The sequence below is a fragment of the Acidithiobacillus sp. genome (assembly GCF_023229925.1).
GTDB lineage: Bacteria > Pseudomonadota > Gammaproteobacteria > Acidithiobacillales > Acidithiobacillaceae > Acidithiobacillus.
The window spans coordinates 709294-728615 of record NZ_JALNYM010000002.1; the positions used below are offsets into that span (position 1 = coordinate 709294).

General features: G+C 59.4%; 16 protein-coding genes. 7 read left to right on the forward strand and 9 right to left on the reverse strand.

The window, feature by feature from the left end; all coding sequences use genetic code 11:
- The first annotated feature begins 7 nt into the window (after positions 1-7).
- Entirely contained in the window at positions 8-1738 is a 1731-nt protein-coding gene (gene soxB / locus M0P56_RS09890) for a thiosulfohydrolase SoxB (RefSeq protein ID WP_291509848.1), read from the forward strand.
- Positions 1739-1880: 142 nt separating this feature from the next.
- Positions 1881-2411: a thiol:disulfide interchange protein DsbG gene (gene dsbG, locus M0P56_RS09895; RefSeq protein WP_291509849.1), complete on the forward strand. Its 531-nt coding sequence runs from the start codon at positions 1881-1883 to the stop codon at positions 2409-2411.
- Between the two features lie 74 nt (positions 2412-2485).
- Here the strand turns inward: dsbG and M0P56_RS09900 are convergent, their stop codons facing one another.
- Entirely contained in the window at positions 2486-2782 is a 297-nt protein-coding gene (locus tag M0P56_RS09900) for a chaperone modulator CbpM (RefSeq protein WP_291509850.1), read from the reverse strand.
- 24 nt (positions 2783-2806) lie between these two features.
- A complete protein-coding gene (locus M0P56_RS09905) occupies positions 2807-3787 on the reverse strand; it encodes a DnaJ C-terminal domain-containing protein (protein WP_291509851.1) in 981 nt (326 codons plus the stop codon).
- 73 nt (positions 3788-3860) lie between these two features.
- Between M0P56_RS09905 and M0P56_RS09910 the strand changes: the two genes are divergently transcribed.
- Positions 3861-5990 (forward strand): UvrD-helicase domain-containing protein, encoded by a 2130-nt coding sequence (locus M0P56_RS09910; protein ID WP_291509852.1) that lies wholly within the window; start codon positions 3861-3863, stop codon positions 5988-5990.
- Positions 5991-6013: 23 nt separating this feature from the next.
- Positions 6014-6415, forward strand: coding sequence for a helix-hairpin-helix domain-containing protein (locus M0P56_RS09915; RefSeq protein WP_291509872.1), 402 nt, complete (start codon positions 6014-6016; stop codon positions 6413-6415).
- A 128-nt stretch (positions 6416-6543) separates the two neighbouring features.
- On the opposite strand, the gene M0P56_RS09920 is transcribed toward M0P56_RS09915, so the two are convergent.
- Genes M0P56_RS09920 through M0P56_RS09930 form a run of 3 tightly spaced genes read right to left on the reverse strand, consistent with a single transcriptional unit; the run spans position 6544 to position 8595 of the window.
- Positions 6544-7476: a homoserine kinase gene (locus tag M0P56_RS09920; RefSeq protein WP_291509853.1), complete on the reverse strand. Its 933-nt coding sequence runs from the start codon at positions 7474-7476 to the stop codon at positions 6544-6546.
- 43 nt (positions 7477-7519) lie between these two features.
- Complete coding sequence (locus M0P56_RS09925) at positions 7520-7855, reverse strand: DUF2782 domain-containing protein (RefSeq protein ID WP_291509854.1); 336 nt, start codon at positions 7853-7855, stop codon at positions 7520-7522.
- A gap of 20 nt (positions 7856-7875) precedes the next feature.
- Positions 7876-8595: a TIGR00730 family Rossman fold protein gene (locus tag M0P56_RS09930; protein WP_291509855.1), complete on the reverse strand. Its 720-nt coding sequence runs from the start codon at positions 8593-8595 to the stop codon at positions 7876-7878.
- Positions 8596-8664: 69 nt separating this feature from the next.
- On the opposite strand from M0P56_RS09930, the gene polA reads away from it, so the two are divergent.
- Positions 8665-11364, forward strand: a complete 2700-nt coding sequence (gene polA, locus M0P56_RS09935) for a DNA polymerase I (RefSeq protein WP_291509856.1) — start codon at positions 8665-8667, stop codon at positions 11362-11364.
- 2 nt (positions 11365-11366) lie between these two features.
- Here polA and kch read toward each other — a convergent pair whose 3' ends face one another.
- The 4 genes from kch to panD form a co-directional block, all read right to left on the reverse strand.
- Positions 11367-12629: a voltage-gated potassium channel protein gene (gene kch, locus M0P56_RS09940; protein WP_291509857.1), complete on the reverse strand. Its 1263-nt coding sequence runs from the start codon at positions 12627-12629 to the stop codon at positions 11367-11369.
- A gap of 65 nt (positions 12630-12694) precedes the next feature.
- Entirely contained in the window at positions 12695-13417 is a 723-nt protein-coding gene (yihA, locus tag M0P56_RS09945; protein WP_367273210.1) for a ribosome biogenesis GTP-binding protein YihA/YsxC, read from the reverse strand.
- 170 nt (positions 13418-13587) lie between these two features.
- A complete protein-coding gene (locus M0P56_RS09950; RefSeq protein WP_291509858.1) occupies positions 13588-14796 on the reverse strand; it encodes an MFS transporter in 1209 nt (402 codons plus the stop codon).
- Between the two features lie 12 nt (positions 14797-14808).
- Positions 14809-15189, reverse strand: a complete 381-nt coding sequence (gene panD / locus M0P56_RS09955; protein ID WP_291509874.1) for an aspartate 1-decarboxylase — start codon at positions 15187-15189, stop codon at positions 14809-14811.
- A gap of 243 nt (positions 15190-15432) precedes the next feature.
- Here panD and M0P56_RS09960 point away from each other — a divergent pair, with 243 nt between their 5' ends.
- Both M0P56_RS09960 and tyrS read left to right on the forward strand, forming a co-directional pair.
- Complete coding sequence (locus M0P56_RS09960) at positions 15433-17724, forward strand: plasma-membrane proton-efflux P-type ATPase (protein WP_291509859.1); 2292 nt, start codon at positions 15433-15435, stop codon at positions 17722-17724.
- 100 nt (positions 17725-17824) lie between these two features.
- Positions 17825-19048, forward strand: a complete 1224-nt coding sequence (tyrS, locus tag M0P56_RS09965; protein WP_291509860.1) for a tyrosine--tRNA ligase — start codon at positions 17825-17827, stop codon at positions 19046-19048.
- The last annotated feature ends 274 nt before the right edge of the window (positions 19049-19322 follow it).

Below are 19322 nucleotides of genomic sequence, written 5' to 3' on the forward strand. Positions count from 1 at the left end.
TTCGCACATGAAATTGACGCGTCGTGATTTTATGCAGATGCTGGGGTTGGCTGGTGCTGCAGGCTTTTTCGCCCCCGGCGCCATTCAGGCGGCCTGGGGCGGGGCGGGCGATCCTTACGAGATCCCCGACTATGGCAACGTGACGCTTCTGCACATGACAGACTCCCATGCCCAACTCCTGCCGGTGTGGTGGCGTGAGCCCGACACCAACATCGGGGTGGGACGGGTCCTCAACCAGCCGCCCCATCTCTGCGGCCAGTGGGTACTGGATGCCTACGATATCAAGGGCGGGACGCGGAACGGCTATGCCTATGCCTGTGTGGACTTCGACGCCCTCGCCCATCGCTTCGGCAAGACCGGCGGCTATGCCCACATTGCAAGCCTAGTGAAGCGCTACCGGGAGGCGCGCGGCGACAAGGTGATCATGCTCGACGGCGGTGACTCCTGGCAGGGGTCGGCCACCTCCCTGTGGACCAAGGCCGCCGACATGGTGGGGGCCCAAAACCTGCTGGGGGTGGACTATTTCGTCGGCCACTGGGAGTTCACGTATGGACAGAAGCGGGTCGATGAGCTGGTCAAGAAAAGCCTCAAGGCCAAGTTCCTGGCCCAGAATATTTTCAGCGCCACCTGGGAAGAGCTGGTCTTCAAGCCCTACGCGATTCACGAGGTCAGTGGCCGGAAGATCGCCATCATCGGCCAGGCATTCCCCTTCACTCCCATCGCCAACCCGCGTTACATGATCCCGGACTGGACCTTCGGCATCCACCCCGGGCACATGCAGAAGATGGTGGATGAGTGCCGCAAGGACCATCAGGCCGACCTGGTGGTGGTGCTCTCCCATAATGGCGCCGATGTGGACAAGAAAATGGCCGCTCAGGTGCAGGGCATCGACATCATCCTCGGCGGCCACACCCACGATATCATGGGGCCCCGGCCCTTCAAGGTCGGCAAGACCCTCATCATCAACACCTCTACCAACGGCAAGGTGCTAGCCCGCTTCGACCTCGATGTGGGTAAGGGCAAGCTTAACGGCTTCCGCTTCCACTATCTGCCGGTCTTCTCTAACCTCATCCAGCCTGACCCGGAGATGGCCGCCTACATCGAGAAGGTGCGAGCCCCTTACATGGACAAGCTCGCCGAACCGCTCGCGGTTACCGAGAGCCTCCTCTACCGGCGCGACAACTTCAACGGCACCTTCGACCAGTTGATCTGCAATGCCCTCATGCAGGAGATGGACTGCGAGGCCGCTTTTTCCCCCGGTTTCCGCTGGGGTTACTGCAAGCTGCCCGGCGAGACCATTACCATGGAGGACCTGATGAGCCAGACTGCCATCACCTACCCCCAGGTGACCGTCACCGAATACACCGGCGCGCAGATCAAGAACATCATGGAGCAGGTCGCCGACAACATCTTCAACAAAGACCCTTACTACCAGCAGGGCGGTGACATGATCCGAGCCGGTAACATCCAGTATGCTTTCGACCCCGACCAGCCCATCTTTCATCGTTGCAGCAACATGATGGTCGGTGGCAAACCCATGTCTTCCTCCAAAAAGTATAAGCTGGCCGGCTGGGCGCCGACCACTGCCCCCGTGGAAGGTAAGCCTGTCTGGGACGTGGTTGCCCATTGGCTCCGGGCCCAAAAGACCGTCCGTGTCGACAAGCTCGACCTGCCACGCCTCAGCAACGACATGAAGACCAATCACGGAATTGCATTTCCCAAAGAGTATGGTCTTTAACCAGGTAAACCTGAGCCCCAGGGAGACAATGGCAACATAACGTGTCCGCCGGGGCAGCGCTACGACAGATTCCTGGAGCTCAGGGCGCCGCGCCATCGCCGATCCGGTCTGCATCGGTCAGGTTTTGAAAAAAGGAGAGTCCATGCGCCGCGTGCTTTTCGCCATCATGTTGCTAGCCACTGGATGGAGTGTTCCCCTTGCGGCCGCTCCGGTGGGTTTTTGGGAGACCCTCGCGCAGGCCCGTTGGATACAGGAAGGTCGACAGGGACCACTCATCTATGTTTTTATGGATCCCAACTGTCCCTATTGCCATGTCCTGTACGATCGCTTGCAGCCTTTCATTCGCAAGGGCCGGGTCGTCGTGCGATTCATCCCCGTGGGGATGCTGACCCCAAGCAGTGCGGGCAAAGCGGCGGCCATCCTCGAGTCGGCGGATCCGCAAAAGGCGCTGGCACAGAACGAGAAGGGGTTCCATGGCGATCGTGGTGCCATCGCGCCGGTGACGCCAACACCCGCTATTGAAAAGATGTTGCGCCATAACCTGTACTATTTTTCCGTGACCGATGCCACCGGAGTCCCTGCCACTTTGTATAAAAAGCGTAACGGCCAAGTAAGTGTGATCACTGGCGTCCCAAGTCCAGACAACCTGGCCAAGATCCTGCAAGCGCTATGAATCACCAGGACTAGTGCGCATCGTCTTGACCCAACTGGTCTGACTAATAAGCCAGGTTCCGCACGCTTTTCGTCTTAACTATTCCAGCCCCGTAACCGCTCCAGTAAGTCCACCGCCAGCGCCGCACCTGCCATATCAATCTCCAGATCGCGGCTGAGGCGACGGCTGAGGCGGGCGCGGTAGAGATCGAGGCTGCGGAAGCGCCAGTGCTGCGGGCCGCTGCCTTCGGGGTGGATGATGCCGTAGCGCACGAGTTGCACGGCTTCACCTTCAGCGCAGTGGAGCAGGGTGCAAAAGTGCGGGAAATCGAAGCAGAAAGCGCCATCTTCCAGCAATTCCGCTTCAATGACAGTGATCGGTGGTGAAACCATGGGGTATTCTCCTCTGTCTACTGGTCAGCGGCGGGGATGGAAGTCGGACATCTCCGCCAATTGGTTCCACAGGGCTTTTTCCGGTTCGCTGATTTTTTTGGGGACGACAATCTGGATCACCGCATATAAATCACCCGAAGTCTTGCTGCCGGAACCTGGTAGCCCCTTTTGACTGAGCCGCAGCTTCTGCCCGCTGGTGCTGCCCGCCGGAATTTTCATGCGCACGTCGCCATCCAGGGTGGGCACCTCGACGCTGGCTCCTAGCACTGCCTCCCAGGGAGTGATATGTAGGTCGTGGTACAAATCGCTACCCTCTACTCGAAACCTCTGGTGTGGCTGGAACTGAATGTGCAGGTACAGATCCCCGTTGGGGCCGCCGCCCATGCCCGGCGCACCCTGCCCGGCCATGCGCAGCCGTTGACCTTCGCGGATGCCTTTGGGAATTTTGACGGTCAGGCGCCGCGCTTCCCGGCGCATGCGACCATCGGGGCCGATGGTGGGCACTTCCAGGCTGATCTCGCGCTGGGCGCCGTGAGCCGCATCCTCCAGGCTGACGCGGATAGTGGCTTCGCTGTCTTCGCCCTGGCTGCGGAATCCCCCCCCCCCGTTGCCACGAAAGCCACCGCCCTGCTGCTGGCGGAATATGGACTCGAAAAAGTCACTGAACCCTCCGCCGCCGCCAAAATCGGCGCCGCCCCCGGCTTGCTGGCCCCAGCCGGGTGGCGGTCGGAATTCTTGACCGGCGCGCCAGTTGCTGCCCAATTGGTCATAGGCGGCGCGTTTCTCCGGGTCTTTGAGCACCTCATAGGCTTCCTGAAGATCCTTGAAGCGGTCTTCCGCATCCTTTTCCTTGCTGACGTCAGGGTGATATTTGCGCGCCATTTTGCGATAAGACGCCTTGATCGCGTCGGCATCAGCGCTGCGTTCGACACCCAGAATTTTGTAGTAGTCCTTGTATTCCAACTCATCCCCCTTATCATTGGTTATAGCAGCCAGCAGCCCCACTGCAAGTCTGCTTTCACAATGCGGTTATTATGCCGTATTTTCAAGCTTGGATGCCCAAGCCCGAGGAGTTGCTGTGTCTGAATGGTCTACTCTCAATCCCCGCCAGATGGAGGCGGTGACCCTGCCGCCCGGTCCGGCGCTGGTGCTGGCGGGGGCTGGCTCGGGCAAAACGCGGGTGCTGACCAGCCGCATTGCCCATTTGCTGGAAGGAGACGTACACCCCGGCGAGATCCTCGCAGTGACCTTTACCAACAAGGCGGCGCGCGCCATGCGCGGGCGGCTGGATGGTATGGTGGCCATGGATTTACGGGCCTTGTGGATGGGGACCTTTCACGGCATCGCCCACCGCCTGCTGCGCATGCATCACGAGGCGCTGGGCTTGCCTGCGGATTTTCAGGTCCTGGATGCCGACGATAGCCAGCGCCTGCTGCGGCGGATCATGCGTGAAGCACAGATGGATGAAAAGCAGTGGCCGCCGCGAGCCATGGCCGGACGTATCGGTCGCTGGAAAGACGAAGGTTGGGGGCCGCAGCAAGTGCAACAATATGAAGGCCCGGCAGCGGCGCCCTTCATTCCCATCTACAGTGCCTATGAAGCGGCTAAAAAGCGCTCCGGACTGGTGGACTTCGGCGACCTGTTGCTCTACGCCTTGCGTCTTTGGGAATCCCCGGAAATCCTCGATCATTATCAGCGCCGTTTTCAGCACATTCTGGTGGACGAGTTTCAGGACACCAATGCGGTGCAATATGCCTGGCTGAAAGGACTGGCGCGGCATGGGCAGATTTTCGTGGTTGGCGATGACGATCAGTCCATTTATGCCTGGCGCGGTGCGCGAGTAGAGAATCTGCTGCGCTTCGCAGAAGACTTTGCCGGCGCACAGGTGGTGCGGTTGGAGCAGAACTACCGTTCGACGGAACCCATCCTGCAAGCCGCCAATGCGGTCATCGCTTACAACCCGGATCGTCTTGGTAAAACCTTGTGGACGGCGGAGCCGGGCGGTGAGGCTATTCAGCTCTATACGGCCTACAACGAGGTGGATGAGGCGCGCTATGTGGTGGGACGCGTCCAGCAATGGCTGGACGCTGGTGGTCGCCGCTCCGAATGTGCCATCCTCTACCGCTCCAACGCCCAGTCGCGGGCTTTTGAAGAAGTGTTGGTGCGCGAAGGCATGCCCTATCGAGTCTATGGTGGCCTGCGCTTCTTTGAGCGCGCCGAAATCAAGGATACGCTGGCCTACCTGCGCCTCACCGCCAATCGCCATGATGATGCGTCTTTTGAGCGGGTGGTGAATGTGCCCGCGCGTGGCATCGGTACGGTCAGCGTTGAGCGCCTGCGGAATCTGGCCCGCGCGCGTGGCCTCTCGCTCTGGCAGGCGGCGGGGGAACTGGCTCAGCCGAAAATCAACGCTTTCCTCAATCTGGTGGACGATCTGGCCGCGCGGACGGCAGAGACGGATCTGGGCGAACGGGTGGAGACCGTGCTGGCCCGCACCGGCCTGCGTGAGTGGCACAGCCGCGAGGGCGATCGTGCCGAGGGGCGTCTGGAAAATCTGGACGAGTTGATCAACGCCGCGCGCAGCTATGCCCAGGACTGGGCCGCTGACCCTAATCTGGGTGATCTGGCGCCGCAGCCGGGGAACATGCTCTCGGAGTTTCTGACCCATGCCGCACTGGAGGCAGGAGATGGCGCCGGGGAGGCCTGGGAGGACTGCGTGCAGTTGATGAGCTTGCACAGCGCCAAGGGCCTTGAGTTCCCACTCGTGTTTCTGGTGGGGCTGGAGGAAGGACTTTTCCCCCACCAGCGCTCTCTGGAAGATTCTCAGGGACTGGCTGAAGAACGGCGTCTTTGCTATGTGGGTATGACTCGAGCCATGCGTCTGCTGGTCATCAGCCATGCCGAGAGCCGCCGCCTGCATGGTAGTGAGCGGATGACCATGCCTTCGCGCTTTCTGCGGGAGATTCCCCAGGAGCTTTTGCAGGAACTGCGGCCACGCGCGCGGATCAGCCGACCGGTTATACCCGTGCGGGCAACGGCACCGAATAGGCCCTTTCCGCTGGGCTCACGCCTCCAGCACCCGGTCTTTGGCGAGGGGATGGTATTGGATTATGAGCCGGGCGGCCGCCAGGGCCGAATTCAGGTGCAGTTCGCCTCGGGCAGCAAGTGGCTGGCGCTGGGGGTGGTGGCTTTGGAGCGTTTGCCTTAAAAAAGGAGTGGAGCGTGACGAAAATGAGACTACAGGGAGTTTTGTGCCTGCTGTTCCTGCTGTTTGCCCCGGCTGTCTGGGCGTCGGTGAATATCAATACCGCTGATGCAGCGGCACTGGATGCGCTGCCGGGCATTGGTCCGGCCAAGGCACAGGCAGTGCTGGAATACCGGCAGGCGCATGGGCCTTTCAAGAGCGTTGATGAACTCGCCAGTGTCCATGGCATCGGTCCCAAGCTATTGGAGCACTTGCGTCCGGTGGTGAGCCTCAGTGGGGACTCGGTGTTACCGCAAAAAACCGCTCGACAGGCTGGTCACTCTCACGCTACGGTGCCCGTGGGGGAGGAACGCATCGTTCGGCGCGGCAGTCACGGCTATATTCTGGAAAGCTCTCCACAGAGCAACGCCTTCTCGCTAAAAGACTAACCCACCACCAATGATCTGGCTGTATTTCATCTGGATTGGGCCTTGCCCGCCAGCGAGGGCTTGTTCTTCAGCCGGATGATCCATTCTGTCGTCACACGGATTGTGTGACGCGGAGCCTCGCCGGTGTTTTAAGCGCCCTGTCGACGCTTGAGGAGAATCCGCCGGTATTCCTTCGGGTCTTTGCATTGGGTGATGGCGCCGGGGCGGCGAAAGTGCATGGCATCCAGGCGCAGAAGCCAGAAGCGCAGGGCGGCGGCGCGCAGCAGAGGGAACCACAACACTTCCTCGCCGGTCTGCAGGGGGCGGGTAGCCACATAGGCATCCCATAACGCCGTAACTAATGCCCGGTTAAAACGACCATCGGTTTCCGAGCACCAGGAATTGGCCACTACCGCCAGGTCGTAAAGCCAGGCATCATCCCCCGCGTAGTAAAAATCGATGGTGCCGGAGATCCGGCCGTTCTCGAACAAAACGTTATCGGGGAAAAGATCCGCATGGACGACGCCGCCGGGAATTGCCGCGCGATCCAGCGTGCCCTGATAGGTCAGCTCTTCCATGATGATGGCGTTGTCCTCCGGGCTCAGGTGGGGCACCAGATGTCTGGCTGTCTCCTGCCACCAGGTGTGTCCGGCCGGATTGGGGTGCCGCTCCGGAAAGTTTTCCCCGGCCAGGTGCATCCGCGCCAGCAAGGTTCCAAGCGCGCTGATTTCGGCAACAGAGGGCGCCCGCCCTTCGATGGACGTACCGCTCAGACGCTGAACAATGGCGGCGGGTTTGCCGCATAACGTGCTGAGACTGTTTCCTGCCGTGGTATGCAGGGGGCGCGGGCAGGGAATGCCGTGCAGGCTCAGCCATTCGGTGAGAGCAAGAAAATAAGGGATTTTGTTACGCGGTAGACGCTCGAAAAGTGTCAGGACAAAGCGACCTTTTTCGGTGTCGAGGAAATAGTTAGTGTTCTCTACCCCGGCGGAAATGCCGGTCAGCGCGCGGGCGCCGCCGAGGTCATAATCCCTGAGAAATTGCGCGAGTTCGAGGTCGCTGACATTGGTATAAACAGACATAAACGGCACTTTTGCTCAGAGATCAGGAATGAACGGGGCTGCCTTACCAGCGGAAAATAACCCACTGCGGCACACTCAAGTGTTCAGCCGCCGTTTGGGGCACTTCAGTGAAACGGCCGGTGCCGCCCTTGTCTTCCAGATAATAAGGGGGAAAAGGCCTGGGTGGGATGACCTTGATCATGTACACCTTGCCATTGACTTTATACTCTTCAATTTTGGAGCCTTGTGGCACCTTGATCTCGGCTTTAGGCCCGGTTTTGGCGTCGGGGGCCAGCGTGGGCAGATGCAGCTTTTGGAGATCATCTGCAGCCCATGCGGAGATGCTGGTGCCTAACGCAAAGCAGATACCGACAACTAGGGCAAAGATACGTATGGACATGGTAATACTCCCTGGGGTCCTTAAAGGTTGAGAAGGGCCTCTGTCTCAGCGGCGGACGGCGCAAAGCCGCGTTTTTCATAGTGGTTGAAAATGGCCGATACTACTTCGTCGGTGTCGTCGATAATGGTGATGAGATTGAGATCTTCAGGCTTGATGGTCCCCGCCGTCAGCATGGATTCCCGCCACCAGTCGATCAGTCCTTTCCAGAAACTGGACTCCACCAGAATGATGGGCATCTTACGGGTCTTGCCGGTTTGTACCAGGGTCAGACACTCGGCAAGTTCGTCCAGGGTTCCGAAGCCACCCGGCATCACCACATAGGCGACCGCGTATTTCACGAACATAACCTTGCGTGAGTAAAAATGCTCGAAAGATATGGAAACATCCTGGTAAGGGTTGGTGTGTTGTTCGTGGGGCAGTTCGATATTGAGCCCGATGCTGTAGCCCGTGCCGCGGAAGGCCCCCTTGTTGGCGGCTTCCATCACTCCGGGGCCACCCCCGCTAATGACGGAAAACCCGGCGTTGGAGAGTTTCTCGGCGATCTCTTGGGCTTTCAGATACCAGGGATGTTCCGGGTCAATGCGGGCTGAACCGAAAATGCTGACACAGGGTTCGACGTCGGCCAGTTTTTCGTAGCCATGCACAAACTCGGCTATAATCTGAAAGATTTTCCAGGCCTCGCGGGTGAGGCGTCCCTCGCCCTTGTCGCGCAGTTTTTCCTCTTCGAGATGTGCCCGCATCCGTCGTTCCCGTGTCAATGGTGGTGATTTTACGTATTATGACGGAAATCCGCGGAGAAGTCCCAAACCATGCCCCAAGACCCCCGTATTCTCGTCGACGCCTCCAGCTTCCTCTATCGTGCCTTTCACGCGCTGCCCGACCTGCGCGCGCCGGACAATCTTCCGACCGGAGCTATTTACGGCGTCGCCAACATGCTTCGCCGCTTGCTCAAAGAGTATCCGAGTGACGAAATCATCGTCATATTCGACGCTCCCGGCGGCACGTTCCGGGACAGGCTTTATCCTGAGTATAAGGCACAGCGGCCTGCCATGCCGGAGGAGCTACGAGCCCAGATTCCGCTGCTGCATGACTGGATCAGGGCCACGGGCCTGCCGCTCGTGATCGAGCCGGACGTGGAGGCGGATGACGTGATCGGCACCCTGGCCCGCGAGGCGATGCCCGACCAGCAGGTGCTTATCGTTACCGGCGACAAGGACATGGCGCAGTTGGTGAACCCACGAGTGCGGCTTGTCGACACCATGAAAGGTGTCGAAACGGATGTGGCCGGGGTTGAGGAGCGTTTTGGTGTGCCGCCGGAGCGTATTGCCGACCTGCTGGCGCTGATCGGCGATAAGGTGGACAACATCCCCGGTGTGCCCGGCGCCGGACCAAAAACGGCCGCCCGGTGGCTGACGCAATATGGTGATCTGGACGGTGTGCTGGCCCACGCCGACGACATCGGCGGCAAGGTGGGTGAGGCGCTGCGCGCCTCCGCACATTATCTGCCTTTGAGCCGCAATCTGGCGACTATTCGCTGTGATCTGACGCTGCCTGTCGCGACTTACGCCCGCCGGGCGGCGGATGTGGCCGTCCTGCGGGCGTTGGCGCAGCGCCTGGGTTTTCATGTCTGGCTCAGGGATCTGCCTGCGGACGACGCGGGAAAGGTGCCGGAAAAGCGGGGCGGTGCGATTGATCGCGCCGTCTACCGGGCTATCACCACTGCAGGAGCGCTGGATGCGTTGCTGCTTGCCCTGAAAACGGCCGAGGTGGTCGCTCTGGACACGGAAACCACGAGCCTCGACCCGCTCCATGCCGATCTGGTGGGGATTTCCTGCGCCTGGTCGGCTGGTGGCGACTATCAGGCCGTCTACATTCCCGTTGGCCACCGCGACGGTAGTCCGCAACTGGATCGGCAGACCGTCCTCACCGCCTTGCGCCCATGGCTGGAAGACCCAAAGGCCGCCAAGCTGGCCCAGAACGCTAAATACGATTGGCGGGTTTTCTGGCGGCATGGCATCCACCCCGCTGGCCTGGCCCGCGACACGTTGCTGGAAAGCTACGTCTTTAACAGCAGCCACAATGGCCACGATCTCGACACCCTCGCCGAGCGCTACCTGCAACATCAGAACATCCGCTACGAAGAGGTGGCCGGCAAAGGCAAGTCGGCGCGTAATTTTGCCGATGTGCCGGTAGCGGAGGCGCTGCCTTATGCGGCAGAAGACGCGGATGTCTGTCTGCGTGTGGATGCGCAGCTCTGGCCACGGTTCGCCAGCGAGCCGGGCTTGCAGCGCGTGTTGATGGAAATAGAAATGCCGCTGGTGCTGGTGCTGGCGCGTATGGAAGAAGCGGGTGTCAAAGTCGATCGAGCCCAGCTCGAAGTGTTGAGCGCGGAACTGAGTAAAGACATGACGGGCTGTGAACAGAAGGCCTTTGTTCTGGCGGGGCAGCCCTTCAACCTCAACTCCCCCAAGCAGATTCAGGAAATCCTCTTCGACAAAATGCAGTTGCCGGTACTCAAGAAAACCCCCGGCGGTCAGCCGTCGACCAATGAAGATGTGCTCGCCCAGCTCGCTGTTCACGCCGATCTGCCGCGCCTGATTCTCGATTATCGTGGCATGGCCAAGCTCAAAAACACTTATGCGGATGCACTCCCGCAGATGATCAATCCCGATACCGGCCGGGTCCATACCCATTTTCAGCAGGCGGTGGCGGCCACCGGACGCCTATCCTCCAGCGATCCGAATCTGCAAAATATCCCGGTGCGTACCGAACAGGGCCGGCGTATCCGCCAGGCTTTTGTCGCCGAGGAGGGGCACTGGCTGCTGAGCGCCGATTACTCGCAGATCGAGTTGCGTATCATGGCCCATCTCTCCGGAGATGCCCGTCTGCTGCAAGCCTTTGCGGAGGGGCAGGACATTCATGCGGCTACCGCCGCCGAGGTCTTTAATCTGGCACCGGAGGCGGTGGACAGTGCGGCGCGCCGGGCGGCCAAGGCCATCAACTTCGGTCTGATCTATGGGCAGACGCCTTATGGTCTCGCTCAGCAATTGAGCATTGATCAGGCGGCGGCGCGCCAGTACATGGACCGTTACTTTGAGCGTTATCCGGGCGTTCTTGAATATATGGAGCAGACCCGTGCCCTGGCGAAAAAGCAGGGCTATGTGGAGACGCTCTTTGGCCGCCGTCTGTATGTACCGGAAATTCGGTCCAGCAATCCGGCCCGGCGGAATTATGCGGAGCGTGCGGCCATTAACGCACCTATGCAAGGCACTGCGGCGGATCTTATCAAGATGGCGATGATTGCCGTGGATGCCTGGTTGCAGGAGCAGCCCGAGCGTGGTCGGATGATTCTCCAGGTGCATGACGAACTGATTCTGGAGGTGCCAGAGGTCGGCCTGGAGGCTGCGAAGTTGGCACTAAGGGCGCGTATGGAAGGCGTAGCAGAACTGGAGGTGCCGCTACTCGTGGGGTTGGGTGTCGGCAAGCACTGGGATGAAGCGCACGACTGAGCTCAGTCTTTCCTGGCGGTCTCCGTCCCGCTGCTGAAGCGGAACATCTTCATCACCGCATTGCTGTCCAGTTGTTCGCCGTTGAGGGCCATGGCCAGCAGTTCCCCGCCCAACACCTGGGGGGCGATAATCATATCCGGCTGCACCCGGCGGACGCGCCCCAGATTTTTGCTGTCGTTGACGGCAGCCACGGTTTTGGCCGACCCTTCCATTTCTTTGACAGCCAGCACCACAAAAGCGTTTTCCGAGTCGTCGGCACGTAACGCCAGTACGGCCGCAGCCTGCTCGGCACCGGCACTGCGCAGCACATCCGTATCGCTGGAGTCGCCGATGACCAAATCCTCTGGCGGATAGATGGAGTCATCCGGCTGGTGTCCCATGATCACTACGACGGGCAGATTGCGGCCCTTGAGTTCGCGATAGCTGTTGCGCGCCAGCGGGGTGTCGCCCGCAATAATATAATGGCCTTTACGAATCATGCGGCGTTTTTCTCCTTGCAGGGCGGATTGCAGGCGATTATTCACGGCCGGAACGATAATAGCCGAAAGCGAAGTGGCAAATACTGTTATTCCCAATACGATTAAAGATACCACAAAAAGTCGCGATTCATTGCTGACTGGCAGGATATCTCCATAGCCCACGGTGGCCATGGTAACTACCGAAAAATAGAGCGCCGAAGAAAGGCTATGAATCTGCGGTTTGAATCCATTCCCCAAAATATATGCGCCAAAGATGCCATAACTCATGACCATAATGGCACCGACCAAGGCAAACAGTGTGCCAGTTGCCAGGCTACTGCGGTTAAAACGGCCACGAAATATCCACAGGAAAAAGACCAGCGCGACATTGTAATAAAGCAGCACGGAGATCCGGTGTGGGTGCCGATAAATTCCAAAGACAAGGATGGCCGTCGCCATGATCAGGACGATGGCCCAGGCAAAACGGGAGCGGAAGAGCAGACCCAGGGACATAATCAGCAAGATGATGCCCGCAGCGCCCTGTGGAATGCCGCGAAAGGCATCGAGCACAAAGCTGTGGGAGACATCTGCCAAGCTGCCGACATAGCTCAGGCCCAGCAGATGCTCCAGCGCCGGGAGGATGTTGAAGAGCCCGAGAAAGCCTACCGCCGCTGCGATGGGGAAATGCGGGTACCAGTGTTCCAGATGGAGGATGTTTGCCCAGCGCTGCCCGCGCGCGCGCCAGCGGGCACGCCAATCTGGCCGCAGCACATGCCAAGGGTGACGTTCACTGAACTTTTTGCGCACGCCTCACTCCAAAGCCGTGGATGACCTGTTGGTTATCCGGGTCCGGTCTGCCCTCCCTGGCCGGATCATGAGTTCTCTCCTCCCTTTGAGGACTCGCTATTAGCCCCGGCCAAGGCCGGGGTTTCTTTTTCTGCTTCTGGCGTGAGCCAACGTGCTATACGTTCATGCAACTCGTCTATACCAAGCCCCGATTGGGCGGAAAAGAGCTGCATGGCGACCCCCTGTAATTCCGGAATCCGCCGCAGGCGGGCCATTTCTTGAATTGCCGCGCCGCGACTGAGTTTGTCTGCCTTGTTCAACAAGACATGCACTGGCCTCCCGCAGCCCGCCGCGAAGGCAATGAGATCGGCGTCATGGGGGCCGTAGGGATGGCGGATATCCATCACCAGGATTAATCCGCGCAAACTGCCGCGCCGCCGCAGATATTGTTCCAGCAACGGCCCCCAGGAGCGCCGCAGCGCCTCGGGCACCTTGGCGTACCCATAGCCAGGCAGGTCCACGAGGCGCTGACCGGGATCGAGGTCGAAAATATTGATGGCCTGGGTACGGCCCGGGGTGCGACTGACCCGCGCCAGGGCTCGGCGCTCGGTCAGCATATTGAGGGTGGATGACTTGCCGACGTTGGAGCGGCCAGCAATGGCCACTTCGACGCCTTCATCGGCGGGTAACTGTTCCGCTCGGGTCACGCTCAGGCGGTAGGCAGCCCGCCGTAGCGGCGCAAAACGAAAGGAATTGGGGTTGGTATGGTCCATGCTCAGAGCATAGTCGCCGCCTACCCCGTCTGGCAATGCGAAACCATAAAAATTGCGTTCCCCCCAGTCTGGGCGTGGGTTTAGATGGTGGATGTTGCCGGTCTCGTGCCGCGCCGAGGGCAGAATGATGGCGATGTAGTCATCGCTGTGCGGAAAGGCGGCTATCGTCGCCTCGGTTGTTTCCTCACCTTGTCATCCGTGTTGCATCATTCTTTTCTAAAAAACCGCTGAAAAAAATACAAATACGCACCTTGCAGTACCCCCGCAATCAGAAAGGGTGTTGTCAGCATCTCTGATTGAAAAAACAGGGCAGCAATGCTCGGGCCAATGGCCCGCGGCGCCTGTATGGACAAGCTATTTACCGTCGCTGCCAAACCCCGTTTATCTCTATCTACCAGGCCGAGAAATAGCGCCTGCCGCGAGCCTATGCTCCCCTGATTCAATGCCCCACGGGCGATAAAAATCAGCATCGCCAGCCAGAAAAACGGCGAGAACGGCAGAACCAGCAACAGCACCAGTCCGAGCAGGCGCATGCGCAAAACGGTTCCCACCAGGCCAAAGCGCCGGATGAGGCGCAGACCGATCAGCGACATGAGGGCGGCACTGGCGAAGGCGAGTGCCATCGCGCCACCAATTGCCGCTGGTCCAACCCCAAAGCGCAAATGAAACCAGTACGCCATCAGCGGCCCCACCATACCAATTCCTAACCCGTTCAGGGCATTAATGCTGCCGAAGGTCAGCAGCACCCGCCAGATGGACTTGCGCACCGCCGGAGGAGCGGTTTGTACCTGCTCGCTTTGCTCCGCTGATGCCGCGTCGGTCGGCGACTCTTCTGCAGCATGCAAAAACAGCAGACAGATCAGGGAACCCAGCAAGACTATCAGGAAGAGGGGCCGGTAAGCCGCTGCACCCGGCAATACAACCGCTAAAATACCGGGCAAGGCGGCCAGCGCGGCGCCAGCGGCCATCCCCAAAAGCCCAAGGCTGGTATTAAAGTGAAAAATTTCTCCCCATTGCGCGCTGGCTACGCTCCGCGACATCCAGGATTGTTCTGCCGGAGCGAAGGGACCGGCCCCACCGTTAGCGCCACGGCCGAAGGCCCCGAGAATGGCAGCCAGAGTAAGCCAGCCGGGTTGCGCCGTACTCAGCGCGATAGATGCAGCGATGAGCTGAACGCCCTCGTAGCCCAACAGAAAGCCTTTGGCACCAACGCGATCGCTTAAGGGGCCCACCAACAGGGTCGCTAAAGCACCGGCCAACAGGCTCGCCGAGTACAAAACGCCAATACTGAGCGCCGTCCAGTGCAAGGCATGCAGATAGAGTGCGAAATCAACGACCAGCGCTCCCTGCCCCACGCTGCGGGCGGCACGCGCTCCCATCAGCAGCCGGGCATTACGAGGCACCCCTTTCAACAAGGGGTTTTCCGCTCAGGCGAAGACAGGATCAATCTGCTGGCTGCGTCGGGTTATGCGGTTGCGCTCATCCACATACACCAGTTGCGGCCGAAAACTGGCCACTTTCTCCTCCGCCACTTGCGCGTAGGCCGCAATGATGAGGATGTCCCCCAAGGCCACCCGGCGTGCTGCGGCGCCATTGACTGAAATGATCCCCGATCCGGCCGGTGCGCTGATCGCATAGGTACTGAAACGATCCCCATTATTCACATCGTAAATGTGTACTTGCTCATAAGGATGGATGCCCGCCGCAGCGAGCAGATCACTGTCAATCGCGCAGGAGCCCTCGTATTCCAGTTCGACGGCGGTAACCCGCACCCGATGCAGTTTGCCCTTCAACAAGGTCAACAAAATCATCGTGGACCCTCATCCCAATGAAGGCGATTCGCCAGCCGGTTTATCCCCCAGGCGACAAACGCCAAGAGAACAGGCTTCTCTGCCCCAATCACCATTTCTCCCCAGAGGGTTAACATGACGCGATGCTCCCAATGCAATGTAATCTGCGCAGTTTACTACCAGCACGGCCTGCGGGGGAATCTTCGTGGGTTTTAGGGCCCTATACTTGAACGAATATAAAAGATATCGGGATCGCGGAATATGCCGGAAAACACCTGCAACGGATTGAGTAGCGACGAGGCGCGGCAACGGCTTGACCAATATGGCCCCAATGCCGTCATCGAAGAAGAACCGCAAAACTGGCTGCTCTTTCTCCTCAAGTTCTGGGCACCGGTACCCTGGATGCTGGAAGGCACCCTGATCCTGGAAGCCATATTGGGTAAATGGCCAGAAGCGATCATCATCACGTTGCTCCTCATATTTAACGGAGTGCTCGGTTTCAGCCAGGAGCGCAAGGCGCAGAGTGCGCTGGATCTGCTGAAAGAGCGACTGCGAATTCAGGCCCGCGCCTGTCGGGACGGGCAATGGCAAAGCATCTCGGCCACCGATCTTGTGCCAGGTGATCTGGTGCATGTGCGGGTCGGTGATATGGTCCCTGCTGATCTGCTTCTCAGCGATGGCAGCATACTGGTAGACCAATCCGCCCTGACGGGAGAATCCATGCCGACGGAATGTACCACGGGCGACACCCTCTATTCGGCCTCCATCGTGCGTCGCGGTGAAGCCTCGGGCCAGGTCACGGCGACCGGTGCCAGAAGTTATTTCGGTAAGACCGCAGAGCTAGTGCGCTGTGCCGGTGTCCAAAGTCACTTGGAGGAACTGGTTCTCTCCATTGTCCGCTATCTGATAGTGATGGACGTCATTCTCGTCGCCGCGATTCTGATTTACGCAGTCGCCAGCCACATCTCTCTCGCGGAAATGCTGCCTTTTGCCCTCATCCTGCTGGTTGCATCGGTACCAGTGGCGCTGCCCGCCACCTTCACCCTCGCCACCGCCATCGCCTCTCTACATCTGGTGCATCGTGGTGTGCTGGTCACCCGCCTGGCCGCGGTGGAAGAAGCCGCCGCCATGAGTGATCTCTGTAGTGACAAAACCGGCACGCTCACCCAGAACTGTCTCAGCCTCAGTCAGACAAAGGGTTGGCCCGGCGTGGAAGAGGCGGAACTCCTGAAGATGGCCGCCCTGGCCAGTGACAGCGCCACCCAGGATCCCATTGATCTCGCCATCCTCCAGAAGTCGGCCGCCCAGGTCGCCAATCTGCCTGATCGCCAGCAATTCGTGCCCTTTGATCCCGCTACCAAGCGTTCGGAGGGGGTTTTCATGCAGGACGACGCCTCATGGCGCGCACTCAAAGGTGCACCCCAGATCATCGCCAAACTCTGCAGCAATACGGACTGGGAACAAGCGACAACGGATCTCGCCGCCAGTGGCGCACGGGTGCTCGCCGTGGCGGCCGGCCCGGATGGTCAACCGCGCTTTCTCGGTCTGCTCGCACTCGCGGACCCCATCCGCCCGGATGCTGCCGAAGTCGTCCAGCACTTGCAGGAACTTGGCGTGCGGGTACGCATGGTCACCGGCGACAGCCTGCAGACGGCAACAAATGTTGCGACAGCGCTGGCCATCACGGGCAGCGTTTGTGACCGCAGTGCCCTGGCTGAGGACTGTGGCGTATATGCCGAGGTTTTTCCCGCCGATAAGTTTCATCTGGTGCAAGGATTACAGAAAAAAGGCCGGATCGTCGGCATGACCGGTGATGGCGTTAACGATGCCCCTGCGCTTAAACAAGCGGAGATGGGCGTGGCCGTGGAAAGCGCCACCGACGTTGCCAAGGCAGCGGCCAGCCTCGTGCTTACCACGCCCGGTCTGCAGGGGGTGCTCGATGCGGTGACCGCCGGTCGGTGCGTCTATCAGCGCATGCTCACCTATACCCTCAACAAAATCGTCAAGGTCTTTCAGGTCGCCTTGTTCCTGAGTCTGAGCTTCTTGATGTTCCGCAGCTTTGTGGTCACTCCGCTGCTGGTCCTTTTGCTGCTCTTCGCCAACGATTTCGTGACCATGTCGCTGGCGGAGGACAATGTGCGTCCCTCGCCCAAACCGGACCGCTGGGATATTCGTACTCTGGTCCTCTCCTCCTTAGTGGTGGCTTTCGCCTGGCTGATTTACATCTTCGTCGTGTATGGCGTGGGCCGGTCTCTGGGGCTGCCATGGGCGTCCGTGCAGACCTTGGATTTCCTTGGGCTGGTATTTTCCGGGCTCGCTAATGTCTTTTTGGTGCGGGAGCGCGGCCATCTCTGGGGATCAATCCCTGGTCGTTTCCTGCTCTGGGCGAGTCTGGCGGACGTATTGGTAGTAAGCGTTCTGGCCGTTATGGGCTGGTTGATGGCGCCATTACCGATAGTCGTTATCGCCGGCCTGCTCCTGGTGACGGCGTTCTACACCTTCATTCTCGATCAGATCAAGGTACCTTTGTTGCGGAGATTAACCCGTACGTAATGGAGATGGGGCGCGAATGTCCGGGTGGTGGCAAAGACCATTCAGCCGAGGCCCTGCCAATGCTAATATGCTGCCTCATTACGAAACACTGGCTCAGTTTATGACAACGAAATATCAGGATGCATTCGAACAAATCGCGCTCGGTACCGTCGACATGTTGCCCGAAGGCGAAATGTTACCGCGGCTCGCGGCGGCACAGCGCGATAACAGACCCCTGCGGATCAAGCTGGGCATGGACCCCACCGCTCCGGACCTGCACCTGGGGCATACGGTGCTGCTCCATAAAGCCCGTCAATTCCAGGACCTCGGCCATCGCCTGCTGTTCGTTATCGGCGATTTTACCGCCATGATCGGCGACCCGACGGGCAAGAGCGTTACCCGCAAAGCGCTGAGTCACGAAGAAGTGGTGGCCAATGCGGCGACCTATCGGCGTCAGGTGTTCAAGATACTGGATCCCGAGCGCACCGAGGTGATGTTTAACTCTGAATGGCTGGGCGCCCTGCGTCCTGAGGAGCTGATCCAGATCGCCGCGCGTTACACCGTGGCGCGCATGCTGGAACGCGATGACTTCAACAAGCGCTACAATGCGAATCAGCCCATCGCTATTCACGAGTTTCTTTATCCTTTGCTACAAGGTTATGACTCGGTCGCGATCAAAGCGGACGTGGAGCTGGGTGGTACCGATCAGCGTTTCAACCTGCTGGTGGGCCGGGAATTACAGCGTGAGTATGGCCAAAAACCGCAGTTGGTGCTCACCATGCCCATTCTCGAAGGCCTGGACGGCGTGCAAAAGATGTCCAAATCCCTGGGTAATTTCATCGCGGTCGAAGACGCGCCCGCGGAGATGTTCGGCAAAATCATGTCCATCTCGGATAGCTTGATGTGGCGTTATTACGCGCTGCTCTCCCGCGTACCTGCGGCAGATCAGACGCGCCTGCAAAAAGAGGCAGCCAGCGGGGCGCGTAATCCGCGCGATATCAAGCTGGACCTAGCCGGTGAGTTGGTGTGCCGTTTCCATGACGCCGCGGCGGCTCAGGCGGCGCTTGCCGCCTTCCTGGCCCGCTTTCAGCGCCACGAGACTCCTGACGACCTGCCGCTGCAAGCGATAAAGCTGTCTGCGGCTCCTCGTCTCAGTCAGCTATTGGTGCAAGTACACCTTGCCGCCAGTACCAGCGAGGCTATGCGCAAGATCAAGGAAGGCGCGGTACGCATCGATGGTGAACGGGTTGTCGACCCGGCGATGATCCTGGCTCTGGACGCGGTGTATCTGCTGCAATTGGGTAAACGGCACTTCGCTCGTGTCGCCCTGCAAAAAGGCGAATGACGGCCTAACCGTTGGCTGGGTATGGGATTGTGCCACATCACCATCATACGAGCACCAAAAAGCGAAATTGGCTGTTGACACCCTTCGGGAGCTCCGTATAATGCGCCCTCACGACGCGGCGCTGAGCCGCACCGGACTTCGGTCCGGATTGTTCTTTCCCAGCCGAGTGGAGATGTGTGGGGTTTAGGCCCAGGGGTATTATCAGTGCTTAGGTGCTGATAGATACCCTGAGCAGTATTGTTTTAAGATGGATTGAACGAGAGAGTTTGATCCT

What these genes read in the sequence shown, in the direction of transcription:
- soxB (WP_291509848.1), top strand. Translation starts at nt 8, where the DNA reads ATGAAATTGACGCGTCGTGATTTTATGCAGATGCTGGGGTTGGCTGGT.
- dsbG (WP_291509849.1), top strand. Translation starts at nt 1,881, where the DNA reads ATGCGCCGCGTGCTTTTCGCCATCATGTTGCTAGCCACTGGATGGAGT.
- M0P56_RS09900 (WP_291509850.1), bottom strand. Translation starts at nt 2,782, where the DNA reads ATGGTTTCACCACCGATCACTGTCATTGAAGCGGAATTGCTGGAAGAT.
- M0P56_RS09915 (WP_291509872.1), top strand. Translation starts at nt 6,014, where the DNA reads ATGAGACTACAGGGAGTTTTGTGCCTGCTGTTCCTGCTGTTTGCCCCG.
- M0P56_RS09920 (WP_291509853.1), bottom strand. Translation starts at nt 7,476, where the DNA reads ATGTCTGTTTATACCAATGTCAGCGACCTCGAACTCGCGCAATTTCTC.
- M0P56_RS09925 (WP_291509854.1), bottom strand. Translation starts at nt 7,855, where the DNA reads ATGTCCATACGTATCTTTGCCCTAGTTGTCGGTATCTGCTTTGCGTTA.
- M0P56_RS09930 (WP_291509855.1), bottom strand. Translation starts at nt 8,595, where the DNA reads ATGCGGGCACATCTCGAAGAGGAAAAACTGCGCGACAAGGGCGAGGGA.
- polA (WP_291509856.1), top strand. Translation starts at nt 8,665, where the DNA reads ATGCCCCAAGACCCCCGTATTCTCGTCGACGCCTCCAGCTTCCTCTAT.
- M0P56_RS09960 (WP_291509859.1), top strand. Translation starts at nt 15,433, where the DNA reads ATGCCGGAAAACACCTGCAACGGATTGAGTAGCGACGAGGCGCGGCAA.
- tyrS (WP_291509860.1), top strand. Translation starts at nt 17,825, where the DNA reads ATGACAACGAAATATCAGGATGCATTCGAACAAATCGCGCTCGGTACC.